Here is a 22,424-nt window from a genome sequence, read left to right as displayed (position 1 = left end):
TCAAAAAATATCTATTCTATTTTAAATCGTTTACTGTAGGAAAAGCAATAAACATATCTGTTTTAAACTGTGCAATTATTGAGAAATAAGTGCTTCATGCGTTTGCCGTGTGCTTTTTCTATCGTCCCTTTCAGAAACAAACAGAATTTGGTACAATAAAGACATGATTATCTTACAAGCAACGAAAATTGAACGTTCTTTTGCTGGAGAGGTGCTCTTTGACAATCTCTCTTTTCAAATTGATGAACGAGACCGCATTGCGCTGGTTGGGAAAAATGGCGCAGGAAAATCAACCTTTTTAAAAATCCTTGTAGGGGAAGAAGAGCCGACCTCGGGCATGATTCAAAAAAAACGGGATTTAACCCTGTCCTACCTAGCACAGGATAGCCGTTTTGAGTCAGACAATACCATCTATGATGAAATGCTGCAGGTTTTTAAGGATTTGCGTCAGACCGAAAAACGCCTGCGGGATATGGAATTGCAGATGGGTGAGTTGACAGGACAAGCGTTGGAACAGCTAATTCAGACCTATGATAGCCTATCTGAGGAATTTCGTCTAGCGGGTGGCTTTACCTATGAAGCGGATATCCGATCTATTTTAAATGGCTTTAAATTTGACGAATCCATGTGGCAGATGAAGATTGCTGAGCTGTCTGGTGGGCAAAATACCCGCTTAGCCCTTGCTAAAATGTTACTTGAAAAACCTGAGCTTTTGGTCTTGGACGAGCCGACCAACCACTTGGACATCGAAACGATTGCCTGGCTGGAAACCTATTTATCTAATTACAGTGGAGCATTGATCCTGGTCAGCCATGACCGCTATTTCCTTGATAAGGTGGCAACGATTACACTTGATTTGACTAAGCATTCTTTGGATCGGTATGTGGGCAATTACTCGCAGTTTGTGGAGCAAAAAGAGCAGAAACTCTTGACCGAAGCTAAAAACTATGAGAAACAGCAAAAAGAAATTGCTAAGCTGGAAGAATTTGTTCAGAAAAATATCGTGCGTGCTTCAACGACCAAGCGGGCTCAATCGCGGCGTAAACAATTGGAGAAAATGGAACGTCTGGATAAGCCGGACATGGGTAAAAAATCAGCCCATATAGCCTTTCAAGCCGACAAGGTATCAGGCAATATTGTCCTAACTGTCGAAAATGCAGCGATCGGCTATGATAACGAGGTTTTGGCGGAACCGATTTCTCTGGATGTTCGCAAGCTTCAGGCTGTGGCCATTGTCGGGCCAAATGGCATTGGCAAATCCACCTTAATCAAGTCAGTGATGGGCCAAGTCCCCTTTATCAAAGGCGAAGCCAAGCTTGGTGCCAATGTCGAAGTGGGCTATTACGACCAGACCCAGAGCAAGCTTACGCCACAAAATACGGTTTTGGATGAGCTATGGAATGATTTCAAATTGACACCAGAGGTAGAGATTCGCAATCGCCTGGGAGCTTTTCTGTTTTCAGGAGATGATGTTAAAAAAACAGTGGGAATGCTGTCTGGTGGTGAACGGGCTCGCTTATTGCTTGCAAAATTGTCCATGGAAAATAACAATTTTCTCATCTTGGACGAGCCGACCAACCATTTGGATATTGATAGTAAGGAAGTGCTAGAGAGTGCTTTGATTGATTTTGATGGCACTCTTCTGTTTGTCAGTCATGACCGCTATTTTATCAATCGAGTGGCGACCCATGTTTTGGAAATTTCCGAGAGCGGAAGTAGGCTCTATCTAGGGGATTATGATTATTACCAGACTAAAAAAACAGAGTTGGCTCAGCCAATAGAAGAGGCTGTGACCGTTGTATCAGCTGGAAATCTGGATTATCAAGCCCAGAAAGAAAGCCAAAAAGAGCAACGAAAGATTCTTCGTCGTATTGAGCAGCTGGAAGAAAGGATAGAAGCTATCGATAGTGAGCTGGCTCAGATTCAAGAAGAGATGCTTTCGATTAACGATGCAGCGGATCTGATGAAATTGCAAGAAGACTTGGAGAAAAAGCAAGAGGAGCAGATGAACTTATTGGCAGAATGGGAAGAGCTGTCAGAAAGTGTTTAGTGCTAGCCTATCAAGAAAGAAGCGGACTTTCCGTCAAAGAGCTGACTTTGAATGGAAAGTTTTTGAGGAGAAGGATGGAGCTAGTTTGCTGCTAGTATCAAGGGAATGATAGACTGTTGAATGCTGGGGGAAAAATGGAAGAATTAGGGGCTATGTTTAGAAAGTTTCGTCTGAATGGTCAGTTTACGCTGGAAGAAGCTGCTGGTGAGACGTTGTCTGTTTCTCAGCTTTCTCGCTTTGAGCGTGGAGAGTCGGATCTGGTCTTGGGGAAGTTTTTGCCCTTGCTCGACAATATTCATATCACCATGGAGAATTTCATGGATGCTGTGAGAGGCTTTCAAAAGCCAGCCATTAGTCAGTTCATAACGACTTGGGTAAAATTGTATTACCAAAAAGATATAGAAGGGTTACGTGCCTTACAGGCTGAGGAGCTAGAACTCTACAAGCGATATCCAGAGCAGTATTATCATCGTTTAAATATGATTTTACTCCAAGGATTGATGTGCCAACGGAATCCGTCCTTACAGATAGCGCAGTCTGATTTGGACTTGGTGTCTGATTATCTCTTTCAGGTGGAGGAGTGGTCTATGTACGAAATGATTCTCATTGGCAATCTTTACTCTTTTTATGAGGTGGATTATGTGTACCGTATAGGTCGTGAAATTCTGGAGCGTGAGGACTTTTATCAGCATATTAGTAGACACAAAGAGCTAGTCATTGTTCTTGCTTTGAACTTTTGGCTACATGCTGCGGAGCAAAAGGAATTTGAGAAGGCCGAGTATTTTGAGCAACAGGCAAGGCGTCTTTTGAAAGATACGGATAAAATTTTTGAGAAAACCATTTTGTTGTATGTGGACGGCTTCACAGCTTATCAAAAAGGGCAGGAGTTAGCAGGAATTGTGCAGATGAAGCGGGCCATGTCGATTTTTGAGTGGACAGACACCCCTCATCAAGTGACCTACTATCAGGAGCATTTTGACCGATTTGTGGTGCCTGATAGGGATGAATAGCTCAATTTTCAATCTTATTGTTGAAAAAGCTATCCAAATTTCCCAAATATGCAAATTTTAAAACCCTTCTTACTGATTTTGCTATAATGAGAGCAAATCAGTAAGGAGGGTTTTTATGAATCGACAAGCCATGCAACTGATTGCACGTGGAGCAATCAATAAAATAGGGAATATGCTGTATGATTATGGAAATAGTGTCTGGTTAGCCTCTCTTGGAAAATTGGGAGAAACCGTTTTAGGGGTGTATCAGATTTCAGATTTGGTAACTTCTTTACTCGTCAATCCTATCGGCGGTGTGATTTCCGACCGCTTTTCACGCAGGAAAATCTTGATGACGACAGACATCCTGTGTGCCATCTTATGTTTGGGAATTTCCTGTTTATCGGATCAAAAAAGTTTGATTGCAGGATTGATTGTAGCTAATATCCTACAAGCTATTGCATTTGCATTTTCCAGACCAGCCAATAAATCTTATATTACAGAAATTGTGGCAAAAGAAGAAATCATTACCTACAATGCACATTTGGAAATGGTGTTGCAGGTAATTAGTGTGTCAGCTCCTGTCCTATCTTTCTTAGTGCTTCATTATGCCAGTTTACATGTGACGCTGTTGGTGGATGGTGTGACCTTTCTCGTGGCTGCTGCCTTGGTCTTTTTCCTACCCAATCATGAACTAGAAAAGAAGGAAACGGCCTTAACGGTGAGGGGTGTCTTGAGCGATATCAAGGCAGGACTTGTGTATATCCGGTCTCAAAAAGAGATTTTCTTTTTATTGCTTCTTGCTTCAGCCGTTAATTTCTTCTTTGCAGCCTTTAATTATCTGCTTCCATTTACCGACCACTTGTATCATGCTTCTGGAAGCTATGCAACCATTTTAACCATGGGAGCTATCGGCTCTATTTTAGGAGCGGTCTTATCTAAAAAGTTCAAGGATTATTTGGAAAATCTTTCGTTGGTACTTGCCATGACTGGACTTGGTGTTTGTCTTATGGCTCTGCCCGTTCTATTTCCGAAATTCTTGCTCCTTGCCTTTGCTGGCAATCTCATCTGCGAGTTATTTATGACTATTTTTAATATTCATTTTTTCAGTCAGGTTCAGACCAAGGTCGATAAACACTATATGGGACGCGTTTTTAGCACGATTTACACCTTGGCTATTCTTTTTATGCCGATTGCAACCTTTCTGATGACCATCACCTCTAGTATTCATTTAGTCAGTTTTTTCTTGATTGGCTTAGCTGTATTGGGCTTGTCTTTGTGGGCTCATCTCTACCAGAGACGGTCGTTGAAGGACTAGGTTTTTACAATTCTTCCTTACGAATTTCAGTCAATCCATTTTGATCCAGCTGGTAAACCTTATCGCACACTTCTTTGAGAAAGGTTCGGTCATGGGATACAGCTAAGATTGCTCCTTTAAAATCCTGAAAGAGTTGCCGTACTTGAGGCTGGGAAGTCGGCGAAAAATTCCGTGTAGGCTCATCCAGTAACAAGACTGGACTGGCCTCTAGGACCATTTTTAGTAGGAGTAGCTTGGCTTGTTGACCGCCAGATAGAGAGGAAATCGGATGGCGAGCCTCTTCTCGGCTAAATTGGAGACTAGCCAGATGAGTGAGAACTCGTTCCTCCTCTTTTTTATCAGGCGAATGTGTCAGAAAATCAAGTGGTGAAGCAGTTGCATCAAGCAGGTCTGGATAATTCTGGGGCATATATCCAATCGAATAACTAGCTTGCTCTTGTAACATACGATAGATTTGCTTGAGGAGGCTCGATTTTCCAGCACCATTTGTGCCGATAATGCCTATCTTTTCCTGGGCCAAAAAGCGAAAATGCACACTCGGAACTAAGATTGTATCTCCTACTTGAAGCGAGTAGTGAACTAGTTCGATAATGGGTTTATGAGCTGGCAAGCTCTCTATCTCGTTAAAATACAAGCGAATGTGATCTTCTTGAGTTGGAAGTTCGGTCAGAGCAGCAGCTTCTTTTTCATAGCGTTTTTCTTGGGCAAGGACAGCCTTCATCTTTTTGGCAATTAGTCGTCCTGCGGTTGCGTTATGGGTGTTGCGGACGGTATACTCGACACTTTGATGAATGCGGTGGTGGCGTGCCAGTTTCTTTTGATGTTCCAAGCGTTCGTTGCGTGCCTGCTTGAGCTGACGCTGAAACTGGTCTTCCCGCCCTTGGGCGTAGCTAGCGTAATTTAGTGTTTGAACTGTTGTCCGTGCTACTTGGCGTTTTTTAATGCGTTCTAAATGGATGATTTTCGTAGCGGTTTGACGTAAAAAGGCTTCATCGTGAGAGACAAAAATTACGGTTTTAGGAGTTTGTTGAATAAATCGTTCTAGCCATTTGAGGGTTGCCAAATCCAAATCATTAGAAGGTTCGTCGAGAAAGAGAATGTCTGTTTCTAGAGATAATTCTTTGATGAGTTGAATTTTTAATTTTTCCCCACCAGATAGGGCTGAAAGCAGTTGTGCATCTGCGAAACGATCGCTGTCAAATTGCAATTCCTTGGCATAGCGGCAGAGGGCAGTATAGTCCACGTTCCTCTCACTTGGACCAAAGAAATAATCGTTGAGCGTGAGTGTTTCCAGTCGCTTTGGTAACTGCTGGGGAATAAAGCTATAATAGACGAAATCTCGGTGAATCTGCCCTGTAAACTGAATGTAGGATTGAACCAACTCTTCTTTCATCATCCATTTGAGGAGACTGGATTTTCCGTTTCCCTCCTCTCCAATCAGAGCAACCTTATCCCCTCTATTTACGACTAGAGATAGGTCAGTCACCAAATCCGTCAAATCTTTTTCATGAGTCATGGTTAAGTGTCTAATCTGTAACATAAATCCTCCTTTTTGAAAATAAGCAAGAAACCGCTCTTTCAAGATGCAAAAATAGCCCTACTTTAGCTAGTAGAGCTGGGGTTTCGTATCAAATACTTCCTTTTAAAAAGAGGATAGGACCCAAAAAGTCCACGCAAAAAAGGAGATACAAACCACTATCTGTCTACTAGGGAAAGTATGTCGGCACGCAAAAGACTGTAGCAAGGCTACGTCATTTTCCGTACTCAAACGTTCACCAATAGACTTAGTTGTTCATTCTCCTATTACCTCCAGATATGTATACGCTTACTGTATCATAGAAATCTAATTCTGTCAATGGTTTGCTAAATCCTGTCACGACAGACGCATGAAGAAAATCATTCGTTGAAAAAGTTGTGAAAACAGCAAAACGCCTACTTTGATAACCTTATTTTAAAAAAATTCGAAGGATTTTCGAGAAATTCTCTAGTTTTTCATCCTTTAATACTACATGAAAGTTTCGTTTTCAGCAATTATGGGTATTGGTTTTCAATATTTCAGAATAAAAAATCATATTTTAGAAATAATTTGGAAAAATTTTCTTCATGCGTTTGACGTGAAATCCTGTCCACTGTCTTGTAGGGATTGTTTGGCCATTCGGTGCTATCCAATTAAAGTAAAAAAGAAAGCTATTAGATAAATCGAGAAGCTACTTGTCTGCTAACTGGTACGATAGCTTTATTCTCCTTCAGATATAGCTAGCTACCTTATTTTCGCAGGTTCTGTATTCACACTGTCACAGGCTCTTTAAACTAAGAAAAATTTGCGATATTTTCACAAATTAGCTTCCTAGCATGCTGAAAAGTTAGTATCATCAGAGGTTGTCTTTAAAATGCATCATGATATTGTGGATACAACTTCTCAAAAACAAGTAAATAATAGCCATGGATGGGGAGATAAACTAGCGTCCAAAAGAAAGATAAGTATCAAATAGAGCATTTCTAACAATAGGGATCGAAACCTAATCATACTATTAAAAATGTCAGGGCTACCTCCCCCTTTAGCCAGTTCAAGCTGTCTTGGCTGACAGGAAAATAGTCACGCAAAATGCACTGATAAGGGAAACTCAGACATTCTTTCGGAATAAATCATTTTCGCATGGTCAGACCTCCAGCATTTAGTGGGTTTTCTTTTTGTTTTTAAGGAATTGAATACCAAAGAGGGAATTGGGATGATTGGCTTCATGAACCATATCCTGATAGTGAAAGACATCCATCGCCATCATCAAGGGAGAAAACCAAAAGTTGAGTGAGAGCATAAATTGGACATGCTCTATCTGAGAAGGACGAGCGTTTAGATGAGAAAGGGACTGGATGAGCCAACCATCGTAGAGAAAGATAAGTATGTACTGGGTCAAGAGGATGAAGATTAGCGGCCACAGACCTCTCTGCCACCGAGGGTAGAGGAAGTAGTTGAACAGAACCATGGCCAAAGCTAGAAGTACTCCAAGCCCTAGCAACCAAAATAAAGGAGTAGATACAGGCTCATAGACTTGAGAGCGATACAGATAAATCAGGCAATAAAGATGAAAGAAAACAAAGAGATATTCACTAGAAATAAATGATTTTTTCATACCGTTTCCTCCTTTCTTGCTTATAGTATACAGCGAACATGGTTAAAAAGCAAGTAAAAATAGGCTATATGGACAAGATACTATAAAAAGTGCTATAATAGATGGAGGAGGTGGAGTAAATGATATTACTGCTGGGTTGTCTCGTCCTTATCTTGACTATTGTAGGCCTGATTTTAGTTGTTCGGTTGAGGCATCATCGTTGCCTTCAGAGGATGGCGTTATTCGTCCTTTTTGGGGCGTTCTTGTGTCTTTTCGTTCTTTTTATTCTTTTTATTTACTTTGTCTTTCTCTTACCTGAAAATGGTTCCTAGTGATACAGGCGTTTGTTGTGTTTTTCTCTTTCTTTTCCTTGTTTTCTAAGCTTGATTTTGCTATACTAGCTGAGTGAGGAATTATTCCCCAAAATAGTAATAAAAAAGTGCTACTCAGTGCTTTTTTCTTGTTAGTCAAAGAAGGAGGAAAAATGAACTATATTTGGTCTTATTTGAAAAAGTACCCCAAATGGTTGGTTTTGGATTTAATTGGGGCGATCTTTTTTGTAGTGGTCAATCTTGGTCTGCCTACAGTTCTAGCACGAATGATTGATGAGGGAATTAACCAAGGTGACCAGACCCGGCTCTCTTATTGGGCTTTTGTTATGTTGGCTGTGATTGTTGTGGGGACCATGGGGCGTATCGTCTTGTCTTACGCAGCTAGTAAATTAACCACCAGCATGGTACGGGATATGCGTAACGATCTCTATGGCAAGTTGCAGGAATATTCTCATCATGAATATGAGCAAATTGGGGTTTCATCCTTGGTTACTCGCATGACCAGTGATGCCTTTGTGTTAATGCAGTTTGCTGAGCAGGTCTTGAAATTAGGGGTCATTACTCCTTTGATGATGCTATCAAGTGTGATGATGATTTTCTTGACTAGTCCCTCTATGGCTTGGATAGTTGCCTTTGCCATGCCATTTTTAGCCATGGTAGTCTGGTATGTGGCGGTAAAGACTCGACCGCTTTCTGAAAAACAACAGAAAACCTTGGATAAAATCAATCAATACGCTCGGGAAAATGTGACTGGTTTGCGGGTGATTCGTGCCTTTGCACGAGAGGAATTTCAAGAAGAGCGTTTTGCAGAGCAAAATGACCTTTATGCTCAAAATTCCAATCGTTTGTTCAAATTGACTGGTTTGACCGAACCGCTCTTTGTTCAGATTATCATTGCCATGATTGTCGCCATTGTCTGGTTTGCCCTAGCACCACTTGGTCGGGGAGATTTGCAAATTGGGGATTTGGTCGCCTTTATTGAGTATAGCTTCCACGCCCTCTTGTCCTTCCTCTTTTTATCCAATCTCTTTACCATGTATCCTCGGACAGCTGTTTCCAGTGAGCGGTTGAAGGAAGTTATGGCGATGCCGATTTCGATTAACCCAAATAATGAGGATGGGGTAAGAGAGACAGAAACCAGAGGATATTTGGAATTTGAAAATGTCACCTTTGCTTATCCGGGAGAAACAGAAAGCCCTGTGTTACATAATATTTCCTTTAAGGCAAAACCAGGAGAAACCATTGCCTTTATCGGCTCAACGGGTTCTGGGAAATCTTCTTTAGTGCAGTTGATTCCACGTTTTTATGATGTGACGCTTGGAAAAATCATGGTAGACGGTGTGGATGTACGTGCTTATAATCTCAAGGCCTTGCGTCAGAAGATTGGTTTTATTCCGCAAAAGGCTCTCTTGTTTACAGGAACCATTGCTGAAAATCTGCGTTATGGGAAAGAAGATGCCAGTCAGGAAGAATTGCATCAAGCTGCCGATGTTGCACAGGCACGTGAATTTATCGAAAGTAAGGAAGAGCAATTTGAAACCCACTTGGCAGAAGGGGGGAGTAACTTATCTGGTGGACAAAAGCAACGCCTGTCGATTGCGCGTGCAGTAGTTAAAGAGCCAGATATTTATATCTTTGACGATTCTTTTTCAGCCTTGGATTATAAGACAGATGCGATTTTGCGCCGCCGTTTGAAGGCAGTAACAGGCCATGCTACTGTTTTAATCGTGGCCCAACGTGTTGGAACAATCATGGATGCAGACCAAATCATCGTTCTTGATAAGGGAGAAATTATCGGTCGTGGGACACATGAAGAGCTCATGGAGAGCAATGCTATTTACCGTGAAATTGCCAATTCTCAGCTGAATAGCCAATCATTAACCGAAGAATAGGAGGAAATATGAAACAATCTAGCTTTGCTCGTTTATGGAGCTATTTAAAAAAATATAAACTGGCACTTTTTGTAGCCATTTTCCTCAAGATTTTAAGTGTCGTCATGAGTGTTTTAGAGCCGTTTGTGCTGGGACTTGCCATTACCGAATTGACCAAAAATCTGCTGGACATGGCAAAAGGTGTAGCGGGTGCCGGTATCAATGCGACGTATATTTTTTGGATATTGGTGCTCTATTTCATTCGTGCTCTTTTCTATGAGATTGGGGCTTATTATTCCAATTATTTTATGACCAATGCTGTGCAGCAGACGGTTGCGGATTTGCGAAATGATTTAAGTCGAAAAATCAATCGGATTTCGGTATCTTATTTTGATCAGCAACAATTTGGCGATCTTTTGGGACGTTTTACCAGTGATGTAGAGACAGTCTCAAATGCCCTCCAACAGAGCGTGCTCCAGATGGTCAATGCTATCTTTACTATTGTACTGGTGGTGGCCATGATGCTCTTTTTAAATCTGAAATTAGCCATCATTGTCATAATCAGCATTCCTCTTACTTATTTTGGTGCTCAGTTTATTCTAAAAAAATCCCAGCCCTATTTTAAAGAGCAGGCCGCTATTTTAGGGCGACTGAACGGATTTGTGCAGGAAAATTTATCGGGTTTTCATGTCCTAAAACTCTATGGCCGTGAGGAGACTTCAACAGAGGATTTTCAAGCCATTACAGACCGTTTGCAGCAGGTCGGTTTCAAGGCTAGTTTCATTTCTGGTTTGATGATGCCGATTCTTCATGCGGTGTCTGATTTGACCTATTTGATTGTGGCAGTCGTTGGTGGTTTACAGGTCATAGCAGGCACTTTAACAATCGGAAATATGCAGGCCTTTGTTCAATATGTCTGGCAGGTGAGCCAGCCTATTCAGAACTTAACACAGCTAGCGGGGCCATTACAAAGTGCCAAATCATCGCTTGAGCGGATTTTCCAAGTCCTCGATGAAGCAGATGAGCCGATGGAGGTAATCGAGCAGTTGACACATGACCTGACTGGACAGGTTAGCTTCCAGCATGTCGATTTCCAATATGTGGAAAATAAACCCTTGATTCGTGATTTTAACCTAGAAGTCAAACCTGGGGAAATGGTGGCCATTGTTGGTCCGACAGGAGCTGGGAAGACAACCCTGATTAACCTGTTGATGCGTTTTTATGACGTCACAAATGGGTCCATCACAGTGGATGGTCACGATATTCGCCACTTATCTCGTCAGGAATACCGTAGGCAATTTGGGATGGTCTTGCAAGATGCTTGGCTCTACGAGGGGACGATTAAGGAAAATCTCCGCTTTGGAAACTTGGAGGCAACTGATGAGGACATTATCGCTGCAGCCAAGGCGGCAAATGTGGACCACTTTATTCGCACCTTGCCGGGTGGTTACAATATGGAAATGAACCAAGAATCCAGCAATATCTCGCTAGGACAAAAACAGCTTCTAACGATTGCGCGTGCCCTACTGGCTGATCCAAAAATTTTGATTTTGGATGAGGCGACGAGCTCGGTCGATACGCGTTTGGAACTCTTGATTCAAAAGGCTATGAAGAATTTAATGAAGGGGCGGACTAGTTTTGTCATTGCTCATCGTTTGTCGACCATTCAAGAAGCCGATAAGATTCTTGTTTTAAAAGACGGTCAAATCATTGAACAAGGAAATCATGAAAGTCTTCTAGCTGATAAAGGTTTCTATTATGATCTCTACACAAGTCAGTTTGCTAAAAAAGAAGAAAGTGCATAAAAAGCCTACTATCACTCAGTTTGAAGAAAGAGTCCATTTTGGTGCTTTTCTTCAAACTTTTTTGCTGATACTCGTCAAAAATCAGCATCTGATATCGTTAACTCACCTTCAATAGCCCAGCGGACTGTTGAAGGTATAAGGATTATGAAATAATCCAAGGAAGCCTGCTTCACAGAATGTTTACGGTTGTTTTGATAGGCTTCTTGAGTGAAGTCAGCTGAGTAGAGCATTTCAAATTTTCCTTTACGCACTTGTTGTCTAACTTGACCACGTTTGACTTCGTTGTGAATGGTTTGAGGAGCTTTAGCCAATCTCCCTACGATTTCACGATTTAGGATTCCTTCTTGCAGCCAACGTTCAATCATTCTACGCTCAGCCTAGTGTTAACTGTTTCCTTTTTGGTGTATAATAGTGTTGCATCTCAGAGTCTTTCTAATTGTTCTTGTTGTGGTGATTACAATTATATCCCTCTGAGATGTTTTTTCATGAATGGCTAACCTCATTTTAGAACTTTTGATATATTAGTTTCGGCATTGTCGGAATCTATGTTATTCCTTACTACCGTACTAGCCATCTTTACTTCTATCAAGCAGTTCTTGATGACTGGGAAATCAAAGAAAAATTTTTACAAGGCATGACGACCTAAAATATAAAAGTGTCTGGACCAAAAATTATCTGCCTACTCAAAGCACCAGAAGTTTCGTCAATAGAACTTCAGGTGTTTTTATTTGTTGATTATTTCTATATCGAAATAGTTGACAAAGCCCGCGGTGGATGTTATAATTATTTTTGTTCGATATAGAAATAAAAACAAAGGAAATAATGATGAAAAAAACAAAAGGTGGTTATCAAGCCACGCACCTCAGCTTGTTGAATGGACGTCTCTTCCATCAGTTGATTTCACGGGAGGCAGATGCCCTTTATAGTGGTGAACAGGGAAAGATTTTGTATAGTTTTTGGTTAAATGATGGTATTCGAACTGCGACAGATATTGCCATTGATACAGGATTGGCAAATAATACCCTCACCTCTATGCTTAAACGCCTAGAAGAGCAGGGTTTGATTGTGTCTAAGCTATGTCCCAATGATAAACGGAAGAAGCATTGGCATTTGACTGAAAAAGGTTGGGAACAAGAGGCTGTTGGCAATCGTGTTGGTAAGCATCTAGCAGATATTTTTTATGACGGGTTTAGTTCAGAAGAAATGGAGGCTTTTGAAGACTATCAAGAACGAATTTTATCCAATCTTAGGAGAGGTCTACTCAACAAGCATTTAGACGATAAGGAGACTGCCCATGTGGACTAGTTTGGTACCCTACCTTCAAGAGAATTGGAGGCAATATCTGACCTATCTCTGGGAGCATGTTTGGCTTAGTCTCTTGGCTTTGATTTTTTCCATGGTGCTTGGAATGAGTTTAGGCTTTCTAGCCTATCAAAAGTATAAACTAAGGCAACTCCTCACAGACCTATCCAGTAGCCTACGAGTTATCCCCTCTTTGGGCGTACTATTCTTTCTTATTCCCCTCATGGGAGTAGGACAAGTTCCAGCTCTGACGGCTTTGGTGCTACTAGGTTTACCACCCATTAGTTTTCAGACCCTTGTGGGGTTAGTGCAGATACCAGATAGTCTGCGAGAAGTTGGTAGGGGGTTAGGAATGTCGGACAGGCAGGTTCTTTTAAAAGTAGTTTTTCCCCTAGCACTTCCTCATGTCTTGACAGGGATTAAGTTAGCTTTGGTGGAGATTATCGCCTCTGCCAGTCTAGCTACCTATATTGGAGCTGGTGGGCTAGGGACACTCATTTTTACAGGCTTGGGGCTCTATCGCTTTGACCTCTTGTTTCTAGGCGGTGGATCGGTTGCTGCTCTATCGCTCATTGCTATGCTGATCCTTGACGGGATCAGCCATCACTTAACAAAAAGGAGTTCATCATGACAAAGCAAAAACGTATCGGAGGCCTTTTAGCTCTCCTTATTCTAGTTGGAATTGGGCTTTTTTCCCTTTTGGGGCAAAAGCAGAGCGAATCAGTAGCTGGCAACAAGCCAGTCGTACAGATTGGCTCCAAAGATTTCACGGAAAACCTTATCGTCGCTGAACTGTATGCCCTTGCTTTAGAAGATGAGGGATACAGAGTTGACCGCAAGTTCAATATTGCCAGCTCATTGGTTCACACGTCTTTAATCAATAAGGAAATAGACCTCTACCCAGAATACACAGGGACAGGCCTCCTGTCCATTTTAAAATCGCCTTTAGAAACTGACCCTGAGCAAGTTTATCAGACGGTTAAAATAGCCTATAGTAAGGATTTTAACCTGACCTGGCTAGATTATGCGCCAGCAACAGATAGCCAGGGGCTGGTGATACGGACAGCTGTAGCGAAGGAGTTTGGCATTAAGTCTATCTCAGACCTGCAAAAACATGCAAGCCAACTTCGCTTTGCTTCCCAAGGGGAATTTGATCAGCGGGAAGATGGCCTAGTTGGTTTACAGACAGCTTATGGTGATTTTAACTGGAAATCTTCCAAAGTTTATGACAACAGTCTCAAATATAGTGTCCTGAAAAATGATGAAGCCGATGTGACCCCAGCCTATACGACCGAAGGTCAGCTCGTTCAGACCAAAGACTATACCCTGCTGGAAGATGATAAGTCCTTTTGGCCTCCCTATAACATCGCTCCCGTTGCCCAAAGTGATGTTGTCAAAAAACATCCGAGCTTATCTACCGCTCTGAATAAGATTTCCAGCCACCTAACTACCGAAAAACTTACTGAACTCAATGCTAAAGTTGACGTTGAGGGCAAAGAGTACGCAGATGTTGCTAAAGTTTTTTATGACAGTATCAAGGAGTAAGACAATCGCATGACACAAGAATTATTGACTTTTGAGGGCGTTGGCAAGAGCTATGGTGACCTGACCATCTTGTCAGATTTGTCCTTCAGCCTCTTTAAGGGTGAATTTATCACTATCTTAGGGACATCAGGGTCAGGAAAGACGACTACCCTAAAACTTATGAATCGCCTCTTAGAGCCAGATAGTGGGAAGATCATGCTGGAGGGGCAGCCTTTAGCTGAAAAGGATCCAGTTGCCCTCCGACGTCAAATCGGCTATGTTGTTCAGCAAATCGGGCTATTTCCTCATTTGACGGTGAGGGACAATATTGCTACCGTCCCTAAGCTTTTGGGTTGGGACAATGCCAGAATTAATCAGAGGGTAGAAGAACTGCTCACCATGGTTCAGCTACCTGGGGTGGATTTCGCCCATCGTTACCCCAAAGAGCTATCGGGAGGGCAGCAGCAACGGATTGGCGTGGCTAGAGCTCTCGCTGCCAATCCTAAAATGGTTCTTTTTGACGAGCCTTTTGGAGCGGTAGATGCTATTACCCGCCATCATTTGCAAGAACAGCTCAAAAACCTTCATCGTTCCTTGGGAGATAAGACTTTTGTGCTCATTACTCATGATATTCATGAAGCCCTCTATCTGGGGGATCGTGTGATGGTCATGGATAAGGGCAGGCTGGTTCAGTTCGATCGTCCTGAAGAAATTGTGAGTTCGCCGAAAACAGATTTTGTCAAATCTCTATTGGCAACGGTCAATAGGCAAGAGAAGCTTTTGGGAGGGATGACTTGATGGACTATGCACTCAAACATCAAGACCAAATCATACAGCTGATCTTGGAACATTTACACCTGAGCCTGTCAGCTCTGGCTATTTCTCTCTCTCTAGGAATAGGGGTGACGTTGGTACTGTTGCGATGGCCTCGCTTACGACAACCTTCAGTTTATTTCTTATCCCTTCTTTATGCAGTACCTTCCTTTGCCCTATTTGCCTTGCTAATTCCACTCACAGGTCTGGGGCAGACCACCGCCATTATAGTGTTAAGCCTCTATGCTCAATATATTTTAGTCCGCAGCTTCCTATCAGGTCTCACCGAAATAGACGTTTCTCTGGTAGAAGCGGGACGAGGCATGGGTATGACGGATAGCCAAATCTTACGAATGGTACAGTTACCACTAGCTCTACCAGCTATTTTTGCAGGTATCAAACTAGCTACAACTTCTATTATTGCGATGGCTACAATCGCTGCTACCATAAATGCTGGCGGGCTAGGGACGCTCCTGTTTGACGGTCTGAGGACGGCTTCCCTTGTGAAACTAGCGTGGGGCATTGGTTTGACAGTTGTTCTAAGCGTACTCTTGTCGCTCGTCATTGACTTTGTGGAAGAAGTGGTATCGCCTGAAGAGGTGTCTGTATAGGATAGCGGTCTAAATAGTAGGAAATTATCACTTGGTGATTCTATTATTTTTATTGATGATTGTGGGGAGTAAGATTTATGTCATTGGAAGCTGATATTTTTAACATGAAGCGAGTTTTGGTGTATAAGCTGGAACCGTTTGGATTCCACTTTGATGGAAAAGTATATGTCTATCGTGAAATGTTGTTAGACGGCACTTTTGAAGCTGAAGTAACGATTTCACAATCTGGTAAAGTATCTGGACAGGTGATTGACTTGGATATGAAGGAAGAGTACCTAAACCTACGCATAGAACGTTCAGTAGGCTCCTTTGTTGGTCAGGTTCGAGATGCCTATCAGAAAGTTTTAGAAAAGATTGCAGAAATTTGTTTCGAAGCACAACCTTTTGTCTCCCAACAGGGTAATAGACTGGTTCAATATTTAACGAAAGAAACCTCTGATATTTATGATCACCCATTTAAGAAGCAACAGCAGTACATATCTTATCGTGTGGCGGATAAGTGGTATTTGGTTGGTTATCCTTTGAAGCGAGAGAAGTTGGACTCATCTGAGAAAAAAATAGGGCAGATTGTAGATGTTATTAATGTTAAGGTATCTCCTGAAACAATGACAACAATTTTATTGAGAAAAGGTGTCTATCCAGCTTATCATATGTCCAAGAAAAGTTGGATTTCTATTATTCTTGATGATAGTTTGTCAGACGAGGAACTCTTTACTTTAGTCTTGGAAAGTCGAAATTTGGTTGCCTCACGGCAGCAAATAAGCAAAGTAAACATTACGGATCCTTATTTTTTCAAATAAAAACGCTGATTTCTCAACGTTTTTAAATAATCTTAACTGTAGCATCTACAATCTATGCACCTTATCAAATCGCTCGCTAGCAGTCTGCAAAGCCATATAGATGCACAGCCCAATCAAAAAATAGAGCAATAATGGCCAAGCAGGAATGATAAAATAAAGCAAAATCATCATAGAGACTATATCGGCAGGATACAGGCAAAACAGCCCAAGCCCCACAATGACATAAAGTATCATGATAATCACCCAAAAGAAATAACTTCTTTGCGCTTTTCTTATTTCTTCCATGACCTACACCCTATTTCCTGAGATAAAAGATCGTACCAATTCGTGTTCATGACATCATTGACAGACATCCCCTAGTCAGACTTGATCGGACTTTGGATAAAGTGACAGAATCTCTTCAAAGCTTCTTTAGCTTCTAAGAGATTGGTCACTCTTTTTAATCTAATTTTAAGGCATCTGGATTGAATGGCATCGCAGGGTCGTACGGATTGTGACGAAGTTTGAAGTGCTTCACATCTTCAATAGTCTGCGTACCTGCTAGCTGCATAACCATTTTCAGTTCTTCGTTGATTTTTTCAAATACTTGACGAGTGCCGACGCTTCCACCTAGAGCAAGTCCATAAATGACTGGACGACCAAGTGCAACAAGGTCTGCACCGGAAGCTAGGGCTTTAAAGACATGTTGTCCACGACGAACACCAGAGTCAAAGACGATTGGAACACGTCTGTCAACGGCTTCAGCTACTTCTTGAAGGGAGTCAAACGCAGCAGGACCGCCGTCTAATTGACGTCCACCGTGGTTGGTTACCCAGATACCAGAAGCTCCAGCATTCAATGCACGAAAGACATCTTCTGCGCATTGGGGTCCTTTGACATAAACAGGCAGTCCAGAGTATTGAGCAATGTATTCGACGTCTTTTGCGGAAAGAGCTTGTTTTGCAGAACGATAGACAAAGTCCATGGTTTTACCAGCACCGTCTGGGAGATATTCTTGCACAATTGGCATGCCGACTGGGAAGACAAAGCCGTTTCGTTTATCGACTTCACGGTTTCCTCCGACTGTTGCGTCAGCAGTTAGGACGATGGCTTTGACACCTTGTTCTTTCACACGATCCATGATATGGCGGTTAATCCCATCATCTTTGCTGTAGTAAAATTGGAACCATTGTGGTGTTCCATTAAGGCTTTGAGTAATTTCAGGAATATCGGTTGTCGCATAGGAACTGGTAGTGAAAATCGTTCCAAACTCACTGACACCTTTGGCACTAGCTAGCTCACCTTGCTCATTGGCCAATTTGTGAGCAGCGACGGGTGCCATGATGATAGGAGAAGTCAAGGTATCTCCATCATACACAACCTCAGTAGAAGGATCCTCCACACCTTTTAAGCTGTGAGGCACAATCAATTTATGGTTAAAGGAACGAATGTTTTCATGTAAGGTAAAGGTATCTCCAGCACCACTTGCAATGTATCCAAAAGCACCTTTTGGTACGACTTTTTGAGCCATTTTTTCTAGGTCAAAGACATTGACGAATTCTACAGGGCCTTCAGCATTACTTGTTTTGAAATCCATACGGTTTTCCTCTAAATCTAGCTAGATGTACTTTCTAATCTTAAAATCTATTTCTGTTAGCGCTTACAATAAATAGTGTATCATTTGCAGAAAATCAAGTCAAATAATTTGTTTCGAGGGATGAAAATTACACAAGGTGAAAAATCATAGATAGAAAATGAATGGTAATGGAGAAAACAGATGTTTTTTTCTATGTTAGCTCCCGTATCTGATAGGGAAAGAGGAGGATAGTAGTAAATCTTGAGTGGTGATTTAAAAATAAGTCGCACATATTCAACTGTAGCATGAAAACGGAAACAGTAGGATCTATTTCTTGCCGATAACAAGGCATGGCAGGCATCCATCAGTTTCCTACTTAGAATTTCTTGTCTTGAATTTTTTTGTGTAGGATTGATGAGGCATCCTAGTGTAAAATGTTAATGGAATATCTTCAGGAAAACAGTTGTCATTTTACTATTTTAAAAAAATGTGGTATAATGAAATCTCTCATGGGGTCGTTACGGATTCGACAGGCATTATGAGGCATATTTTGCAACTCATCTAGCGGATGTAAAACGCCAGTTAAATATAACTGCAAAAAATACAAATTCTTACGCATTAGCAGCTTAATAACCTGCCTGCGTGACTAGTAGCGGATTGCTTGTGTCTGCTGTCTGGTCTTAAAATAAGCAAGCTACGTTAGAATTGTGTCAGTAAGTTCTAAAAGAGATTGACTGAATCGCTTGGATGGGGCTTGAGTTTTGTGCCGTACCCAAGTTAAATCAAGACATAACCTATGGTTGTAGAGGAATATGTTGGCAGGTGTTTGGACGTGGGTTCGACTCCCACCGGCTCCATTTTTACTTTCGATAGCCTTCGATAACTTCCGAAAACGTTGATATTTCAGCGTTTTTTGTTTTCTCCTTTTCGATGCATTTCGATAGTTTTCGATAAAAGTGATTACCAGAATGATTGACAACTGGATGAAAAAAGGTTGAGACAATAGTGCTCAACCTGATTGGATAATGATTGCATCCATGCTCTAGCAGTGGATGGGTGGTTGACAGGATATTACTCACAGCCACAGTGTCACCCATGTCCCTTTGCAGGGTGTTTGCCAAGCGAGATTGCTTGTGCTTCAGACATTTGAACAACCCTGTCAAAGCGTGTATTTGAAGGCATATTGCTTAGGCTATACCAGTATGCATCGGAATTTCCATTTCGTGCAACATAGACAATCCGCTGTTCTTGTTGGGCTGAAAGCTGTGCTGCTCGTTCTGCTGCGGCTTGTGCCTCCTGTTCTCGTCGAGCTTCCTCTTCACGTTGGGCAATAGCTGTTTGGACAGCTTGCAGTCGCTGTTGTAATTCCGCTTTTTTAGGTGAATCGGCTAGTTTGTTAATCGCTCCTTGTGTGGCTTCTATATTGTCTGTCACTTGGTTGGCTTCGAGATTTTGGACGGCTGTTTCTCCCTCAGCCGTGAGACGCTCCTCCTCGGCTTTTTTGGCGGCTTCTTCGACACGTTTTTTCTCCTCAGCAGCTTTTTTAGCCTCTTCAACTTTCTTTTTTGCTTCCTCTGCTTTTTTAGTCTCTTCAGCTTTCTTTTTTACTTCCTCCGCTTTTTTAGCATCCTCTAACTCTTTTTTCTTTTCTTGCGCCTTTTTGTGCTCATCTTCTTTCGTTGATGAAGATGAAGTGGAAGAGATAAGGTGTTTGCTCTGCTCCCTCTGAGGGGAGCGTAGATAGGTTTCAGGATTTGTAACAACAGAAAAGGCACCAGCTAAAGCAAGGACTGAGAGTCCGATGGAGATATTTCGCTTGAGAGTGTCCGGCTTTTTCTTTGAAAAGTACCAGACACCGACAGGGCTTAGTAGAACGACAAAGGGAAAAAAGATGAGGATGAGTAGTAGCCAGCCAATCTTTTTTAGCAGAGACATTGGTTCTTTTTTCATGAGAAATCTCCAGTAAAATAGGTTTTTTATTAGTTTATCATATTTTTATGGTAAATTCTCTTGAAATTGTTTTCTGAAATCTAATTTTCTCAAAAGTTAACTTCCCTGCTTGGCAAGTTGATCAATCTATGGTATAATGAATAATGTCTGAGATGGAAGATTACTCAAGAGGCTTAAGAGGCCGTGTTGGAAACGCGGTAGGCGTGTAACAGCGTGCGTGGGTTCGAATCCCATGTCTTCCGTAGTATAGCTAAAAAGGCTTGGTAGTTATCCAAGTCTTTTCATATGCCTTCAAATCAGTTTTTAGCATAGAGAAAACCACCAGCTAGGCTGATGGTTGGTAAGGTTTCATGCTAAATGACTTAAAGCTCGTGTGTGTTTCGATTTAGGAGTTCCTGAAAATAGAGCTAGAAGTCCAGTGGAACATTGTCAGCCTCTCCAGAATGTCTATTTTTATTGCAGATTTACCTTGTTTTTTAAGATATAGTAGGTTCCAAAGTAGTAGAGAATGGACAGGATAAGGTCTTGTGCGATGGAGTAGCTGACAAAGAGTGACTCACCAATGTTAAAGTTAGCAGAAATGAGTAGAGAGAGGGTAGTCATTACTATTGAGATTCCCACATAGGCCATAAAGCCAAAGATTACTCGATTATCATTGAAGAGCTGACCGATCGAAATGGCCAAGTAAATGAGGAGGATACTGGATGTAGTAGATAACACGAAGAATAAAAATCCTTGTACGATGGAAATCCAATCAAGGGCACGGATATGGAAGAGCTGTTCCCAGTTGACATGATCAAAGCTGATAATAAAGCCAATCAGAGCTACGCTGATTAGGAGAGTTAACACACTGAGAATGGTCCAAATGAACGCAGCAGTCAGTTTAGAGAGGATAATCTCATGCTTGGTGACAGGAAGTGTCAAGGTTAAGTAGCCTTCTCGGTCATAGACGCTATTTTTAAAACGACGAATAATTAGAAAGAGAGTGGAAATTCCTAGTGCAACAAACAGGGAGAAAAAGGCAATCGTAACAATCATTCCAAACACTTCTGGTAAGACAGAAGTGCTTCCAGACTCATACGGATAGGTGTGAGTGCCATAGAGTTCTGAAGTCTCGTTAAACATAGCGGTCCAAAAGTCATTTTTTTCTAAGCCGCCGCGAATCCATAAGCCGATGATGAGCGATAGCGTGATGATGCTACCATATAATCCTAAGTACCATTTGTTAACGGTTTTAAATTCATATTTCACTAATTTCAAAAACATAGCTAATCTCCTTTTCTAACCTATTAGGCCTTGAATTCATTACGGAAGAGCTGGTCGATTGACTCACCAGACTCGTAGCGAATGTCATCCACATTGCCTTGACGAACGATTTTCCCATTTTCAATAAAGATAATATCATCCAATACCGGTTCAATATCTGAAATCAAGTGCGTTGAAATCAGCACAGAGGATGTTGGAGAATAATTACTGATAATGGTGCGAAGGATATAATCACGTGCTGCTGGATCGACCCCTCCGATGGGCTCATCAAGGACGTAAAGTTGAGCATGGCGACTCATGACTAAAATCAGTTGAACTTTTTCTTTGTTTCCTTTGGAAAGTTTTTTAAATTTGACAGTTTTATCAATTTCCAAATCGTCTAATAAGTGAAGGGCACGTTCTAAATCGAAATCCTCGTAGAAATCCTTGAAGAAGGTTAAGGCATCCTCGACACGCATGTTTTCGTTGAGATAAGTCGTATCTGGTAAGTAAGAGACCAAGGATTTTGTCTTGGTGGAAGGCTCCATCCCGTTGATGAGAATGCTGCCTTCGCTTGGCTGTAAGAGGCCGTTGATGAGCTTAATAATCGTTGTTTTTCCAGAACCGTTGGGACCTAAAAGACCCACAATTTTTCCAGATTCGATTTCAAATGAGACATGCTCAAGTGCTTGAGTGTTGCCGTAGTGTTTTGATACATTTTCAAATAGAAGGGTAACCATTCTAAACTCCTTTCAAATATTGCTCCACTACACTAGGTAGTTCAGCTGCTTCATAGCCAAATTTTTCCATAGTTGATACGAAATTTTTCAACTCTTCTTGGGATAATTTTTGGCGGGATTGCAAGATTAAGTCGTGATTATCTGTGACAAAACGACCAGAGGTTCGTTGTGAATAGACAAAGCCTTCTTTTTCTAAGTCGGACAAGGCCCGCTGGATGGTGTTGGGATTGACCCCAGCTTCGGCTGCTAATTCACGAACAGGGGGTAATTTCTCTCCGCTTTTTAGCTGTTTAGAGATGATTTGCAACTTAATCCGATTCATAATTTGCAAATAAATGGGAAAGTTATTGTCAAATGTCCATGCCATGGTGAACTCCTTTCTGTTTTGTTCTATTGTACTAACTATATA

19 protein-coding genes, 1 tRNA gene, 1 other RNA gene and 1 pseudogene are annotated in these 22,424 nt (G+C 41.6%); 13 read left to right on the top strand and 9 right to left on the bottom strand.

The features are described from left to right. Positions 1-163 precede the first annotated feature (163 nt). The 3 genes from BFM96_RS08815 (at position 164) to BFM96_RS08805 (ending at position 4,357) form a co-directional block, all read left to right on the top strand. Positions 164-2,050, top strand: coding sequence for an ABC-F family ATP-binding cassette domain-containing protein (locus BFM96_RS08815; RefSeq protein ID WP_068993116.1), 1,887 nt, complete (start codon positions 164-166; stop codon positions 2,048-2,050). A 134-nt stretch (positions 2,051-2,184) separates the two neighbouring features. Continuing rightward, positions 2,185-3,060 carry an Rgg/GadR/MutR family transcriptional regulator gene (locus BFM96_RS08810; protein WP_068993113.1) on the top strand — a complete coding sequence of 292 codons (876 nt, stop codon included), beginning with the start codon at positions 2,185-2,187 and terminating at the stop codon, positions 3,058-3,060. 115 nt (positions 3,061-3,175) lie between these two features. Next, positions 3,176-4,357 carry an MFS transporter gene (locus tag BFM96_RS08805; RefSeq protein ID WP_068993112.1) on the top strand — a complete coding sequence of 394 codons (1,182 nt, stop codon included), beginning with the start codon at positions 3,176-3,178 and terminating at the stop codon, positions 4,355-4,357. A gap of 4 nt (positions 4,358-4,361) precedes the next feature. Here the strand turns inward: BFM96_RS08805 and BFM96_RS08800 are convergent, their stop codons facing one another. Both BFM96_RS08800 and BFM96_RS08795 read right to left on the bottom strand, forming a co-directional pair. Beyond that, positions 4,362-5,897: an ATP-binding cassette domain-containing protein gene (locus tag BFM96_RS08800; RefSeq protein ID WP_068993110.1), complete on the bottom strand. Its 1,536-nt coding sequence runs from the start codon at positions 5,895-5,897 to the stop codon at positions 4,362-4,364. Between the two features lie 1,135 nt (positions 5,898-7,032). Then, positions 7,033-7,488, bottom strand: coding sequence for a hypothetical protein (locus BFM96_RS08795; protein ID WP_068993108.1), 456 nt, complete (start codon positions 7,486-7,488; stop codon positions 7,033-7,035). Between the two features lie 463 nt (positions 7,489-7,951). Here BFM96_RS08795 and BFM96_RS08785 point away from each other — a divergent pair, with 463 nt between their 5' ends. Continuing rightward, complete coding sequence (locus tag BFM96_RS08785; protein ID WP_068993103.1) at positions 7,952-9,691, top strand: ABC transporter ATP-binding protein; 1,740 nt, start codon at positions 7,952-7,954, stop codon at positions 9,689-9,691. 8 nt (positions 9,692-9,699) lie between these two features. Beyond that, positions 9,700-11,475: an ABC transporter ATP-binding protein gene (locus tag BFM96_RS08780; protein ID WP_068993100.1), complete on the top strand. Its 1,776-nt coding sequence runs from the start codon at positions 9,700-9,702 to the stop codon at positions 11,473-11,475. Positions 11,476-11,630: 155 nt separating this feature from the next. Here the strand turns inward: BFM96_RS08780 and BFM96_RS08775 are convergent. Further along, positions 11,631-11,895, bottom strand: a pseudogene (locus tag BFM96_RS08775) (helix-turn-helix domain-containing protein); the annotation flags it as partial. A 405-nt stretch (positions 11,896-12,300) separates the two neighbouring features. On the opposite strand from BFM96_RS08775, the gene BFM96_RS08770 reads away from it, so the two are divergent. The 6 genes from BFM96_RS08770 (at position 12,301) to BFM96_RS08745 (ending at position 16,525) form a co-directional block, all read left to right on the top strand. Then, the gene (locus tag BFM96_RS08770) at positions 12,301-12,780 is read left to right on the top strand and encodes a MarR family winged helix-turn-helix transcriptional regulator (RefSeq protein WP_068993097.1); all 480 of its coding nucleotides are present in this window, start codon (positions 12,301-12,303) and stop codon (positions 12,778-12,780) included. Further along, entirely contained in the window at positions 12,770-13,408 is a 639-nt protein-coding gene (locus tag BFM96_RS08765) for an ABC transporter permease (protein WP_068993094.1), read from the top strand. The genes BFM96_RS08770 and BFM96_RS08765 overlap by 11 nt, the downstream gene beginning before the upstream one ends. After that, positions 13,405-14,322, top strand: coding sequence for a glycine betaine ABC transporter substrate-binding protein (locus BFM96_RS08760; protein WP_068993092.1), 918 nt, complete (start codon positions 13,405-13,407; stop codon positions 14,320-14,322). The genes BFM96_RS08765 and BFM96_RS08760 overlap by 4 nt, the downstream gene beginning before the upstream one ends. A gap of 9 nt (positions 14,323-14,331) precedes the next feature. Further along, positions 14,332-15,099 (top strand): ABC transporter ATP-binding protein, encoded by a 768-nt coding sequence (locus BFM96_RS08755; protein WP_068993089.1) that lies wholly within the window; start codon positions 14,332-14,334, stop codon positions 15,097-15,099. After that, complete coding sequence (locus BFM96_RS08750; RefSeq protein ID WP_373283968.1) at positions 15,096-15,725, top strand: ABC transporter permease; 630 nt, start codon at positions 15,096-15,098, stop codon at positions 15,723-15,725. The genes BFM96_RS08755 and BFM96_RS08750 overlap by 4 nt, the downstream gene beginning before the upstream one ends. 77 nt (positions 15,726-15,802) lie before the next feature. Continuing rightward, positions 15,803-16,525, top strand: coding sequence for an MmcQ/YjbR family DNA-binding protein (locus tag BFM96_RS08745; protein WP_068993085.1), 723 nt, complete (start codon positions 15,803-15,805; stop codon positions 16,523-16,525). 45 nt (positions 16,526-16,570) lie between these two features. Here BFM96_RS08745 and BFM96_RS08740 read toward each other — a convergent pair whose 3' ends face one another. Together BFM96_RS08740 and lctO are read right to left on the bottom strand one after the other, a co-directional pair. After that, positions 16,571-16,810 (bottom strand): hypothetical protein, encoded by a 240-nt coding sequence (locus BFM96_RS08740; protein WP_068993082.1) that lies wholly within the window; start codon positions 16,808-16,810, stop codon positions 16,571-16,573. Positions 16,811-16,964: 154 nt separating this feature from the next. Next, positions 16,965-18,101, bottom strand: coding sequence for an L-lactate oxidase (gene lctO / locus BFM96_RS08735; RefSeq protein WP_068993080.1), 1,137 nt, complete (start codon positions 18,099-18,101; stop codon positions 16,965-16,967). Between the two features lie 490 nt (positions 18,102-18,591). Here lctO and ssrA point away from each other — a divergent pair. After that, positions 18,592-18,940, top strand: a transfer-messenger RNA (tmRNA) gene (ssrA, locus tag BFM96_RS08730). Positions 18,941-19,169: 229 nt separating this feature from the next. Here the strand turns inward: ssrA and BFM96_RS11245 are convergent. Beyond that, on the bottom strand, positions 19,170-20,030 hold the full coding sequence (locus tag BFM96_RS11245) for a hypothetical protein (protein ID WP_068993078.1): 861 nt from the start codon (positions 20,028-20,030) through the stop codon (positions 19,170-19,172). A 154-nt stretch (positions 20,031-20,184) separates the two neighbouring features. Here BFM96_RS11245 and BFM96_RS08720 point away from each other — a divergent pair. Continuing rightward, positions 20,185-20,272: transfer RNA gene (locus BFM96_RS08720), tRNA-Ser, on the top strand. 211 nt (positions 20,273-20,483) lie between these two features. Here the strand turns inward: BFM96_RS08720 and BFM96_RS08715 are convergent. Genes BFM96_RS08715 through BFM96_RS08705 form a run of 3 tightly spaced genes read right to left on the bottom strand, consistent with a single transcriptional unit; the run spans position 20,484 to position 22,382 of the window. After that, on the bottom strand, positions 20,484-21,296 hold the full coding sequence (locus BFM96_RS08715) for an ABC-2 transporter permease (protein WP_068993075.1): 813 nt from the start codon (positions 21,294-21,296) through the stop codon (positions 20,484-20,486). A 23-nt stretch (positions 21,297-21,319) separates the two neighbouring features. Further along, entirely contained in the window at positions 21,320-22,015 is a 696-nt protein-coding gene (locus tag BFM96_RS08710) for an ABC transporter ATP-binding protein (protein ID WP_068993073.1), read from the bottom strand. Between the two features lies 1 nt (position 22,016). Beyond that, entirely contained in the window at positions 22,017-22,382 is a 366-nt protein-coding gene (locus BFM96_RS08705) for a GntR family transcriptional regulator (RefSeq protein ID WP_068993071.1), read from the bottom strand. Positions 22,383-22,424: the final 42 nt, after the last annotated feature.

This window comes from Streptococcus himalayensis (assembly GCF_001708305.1).
Lineage (GTDB): Bacteria > Bacillota > Bacilli > Lactobacillales > Streptococcaceae > Streptococcus > Streptococcus himalayensis.
This window is presented reverse-complemented; position numbering and strand designations above follow the sequence as displayed.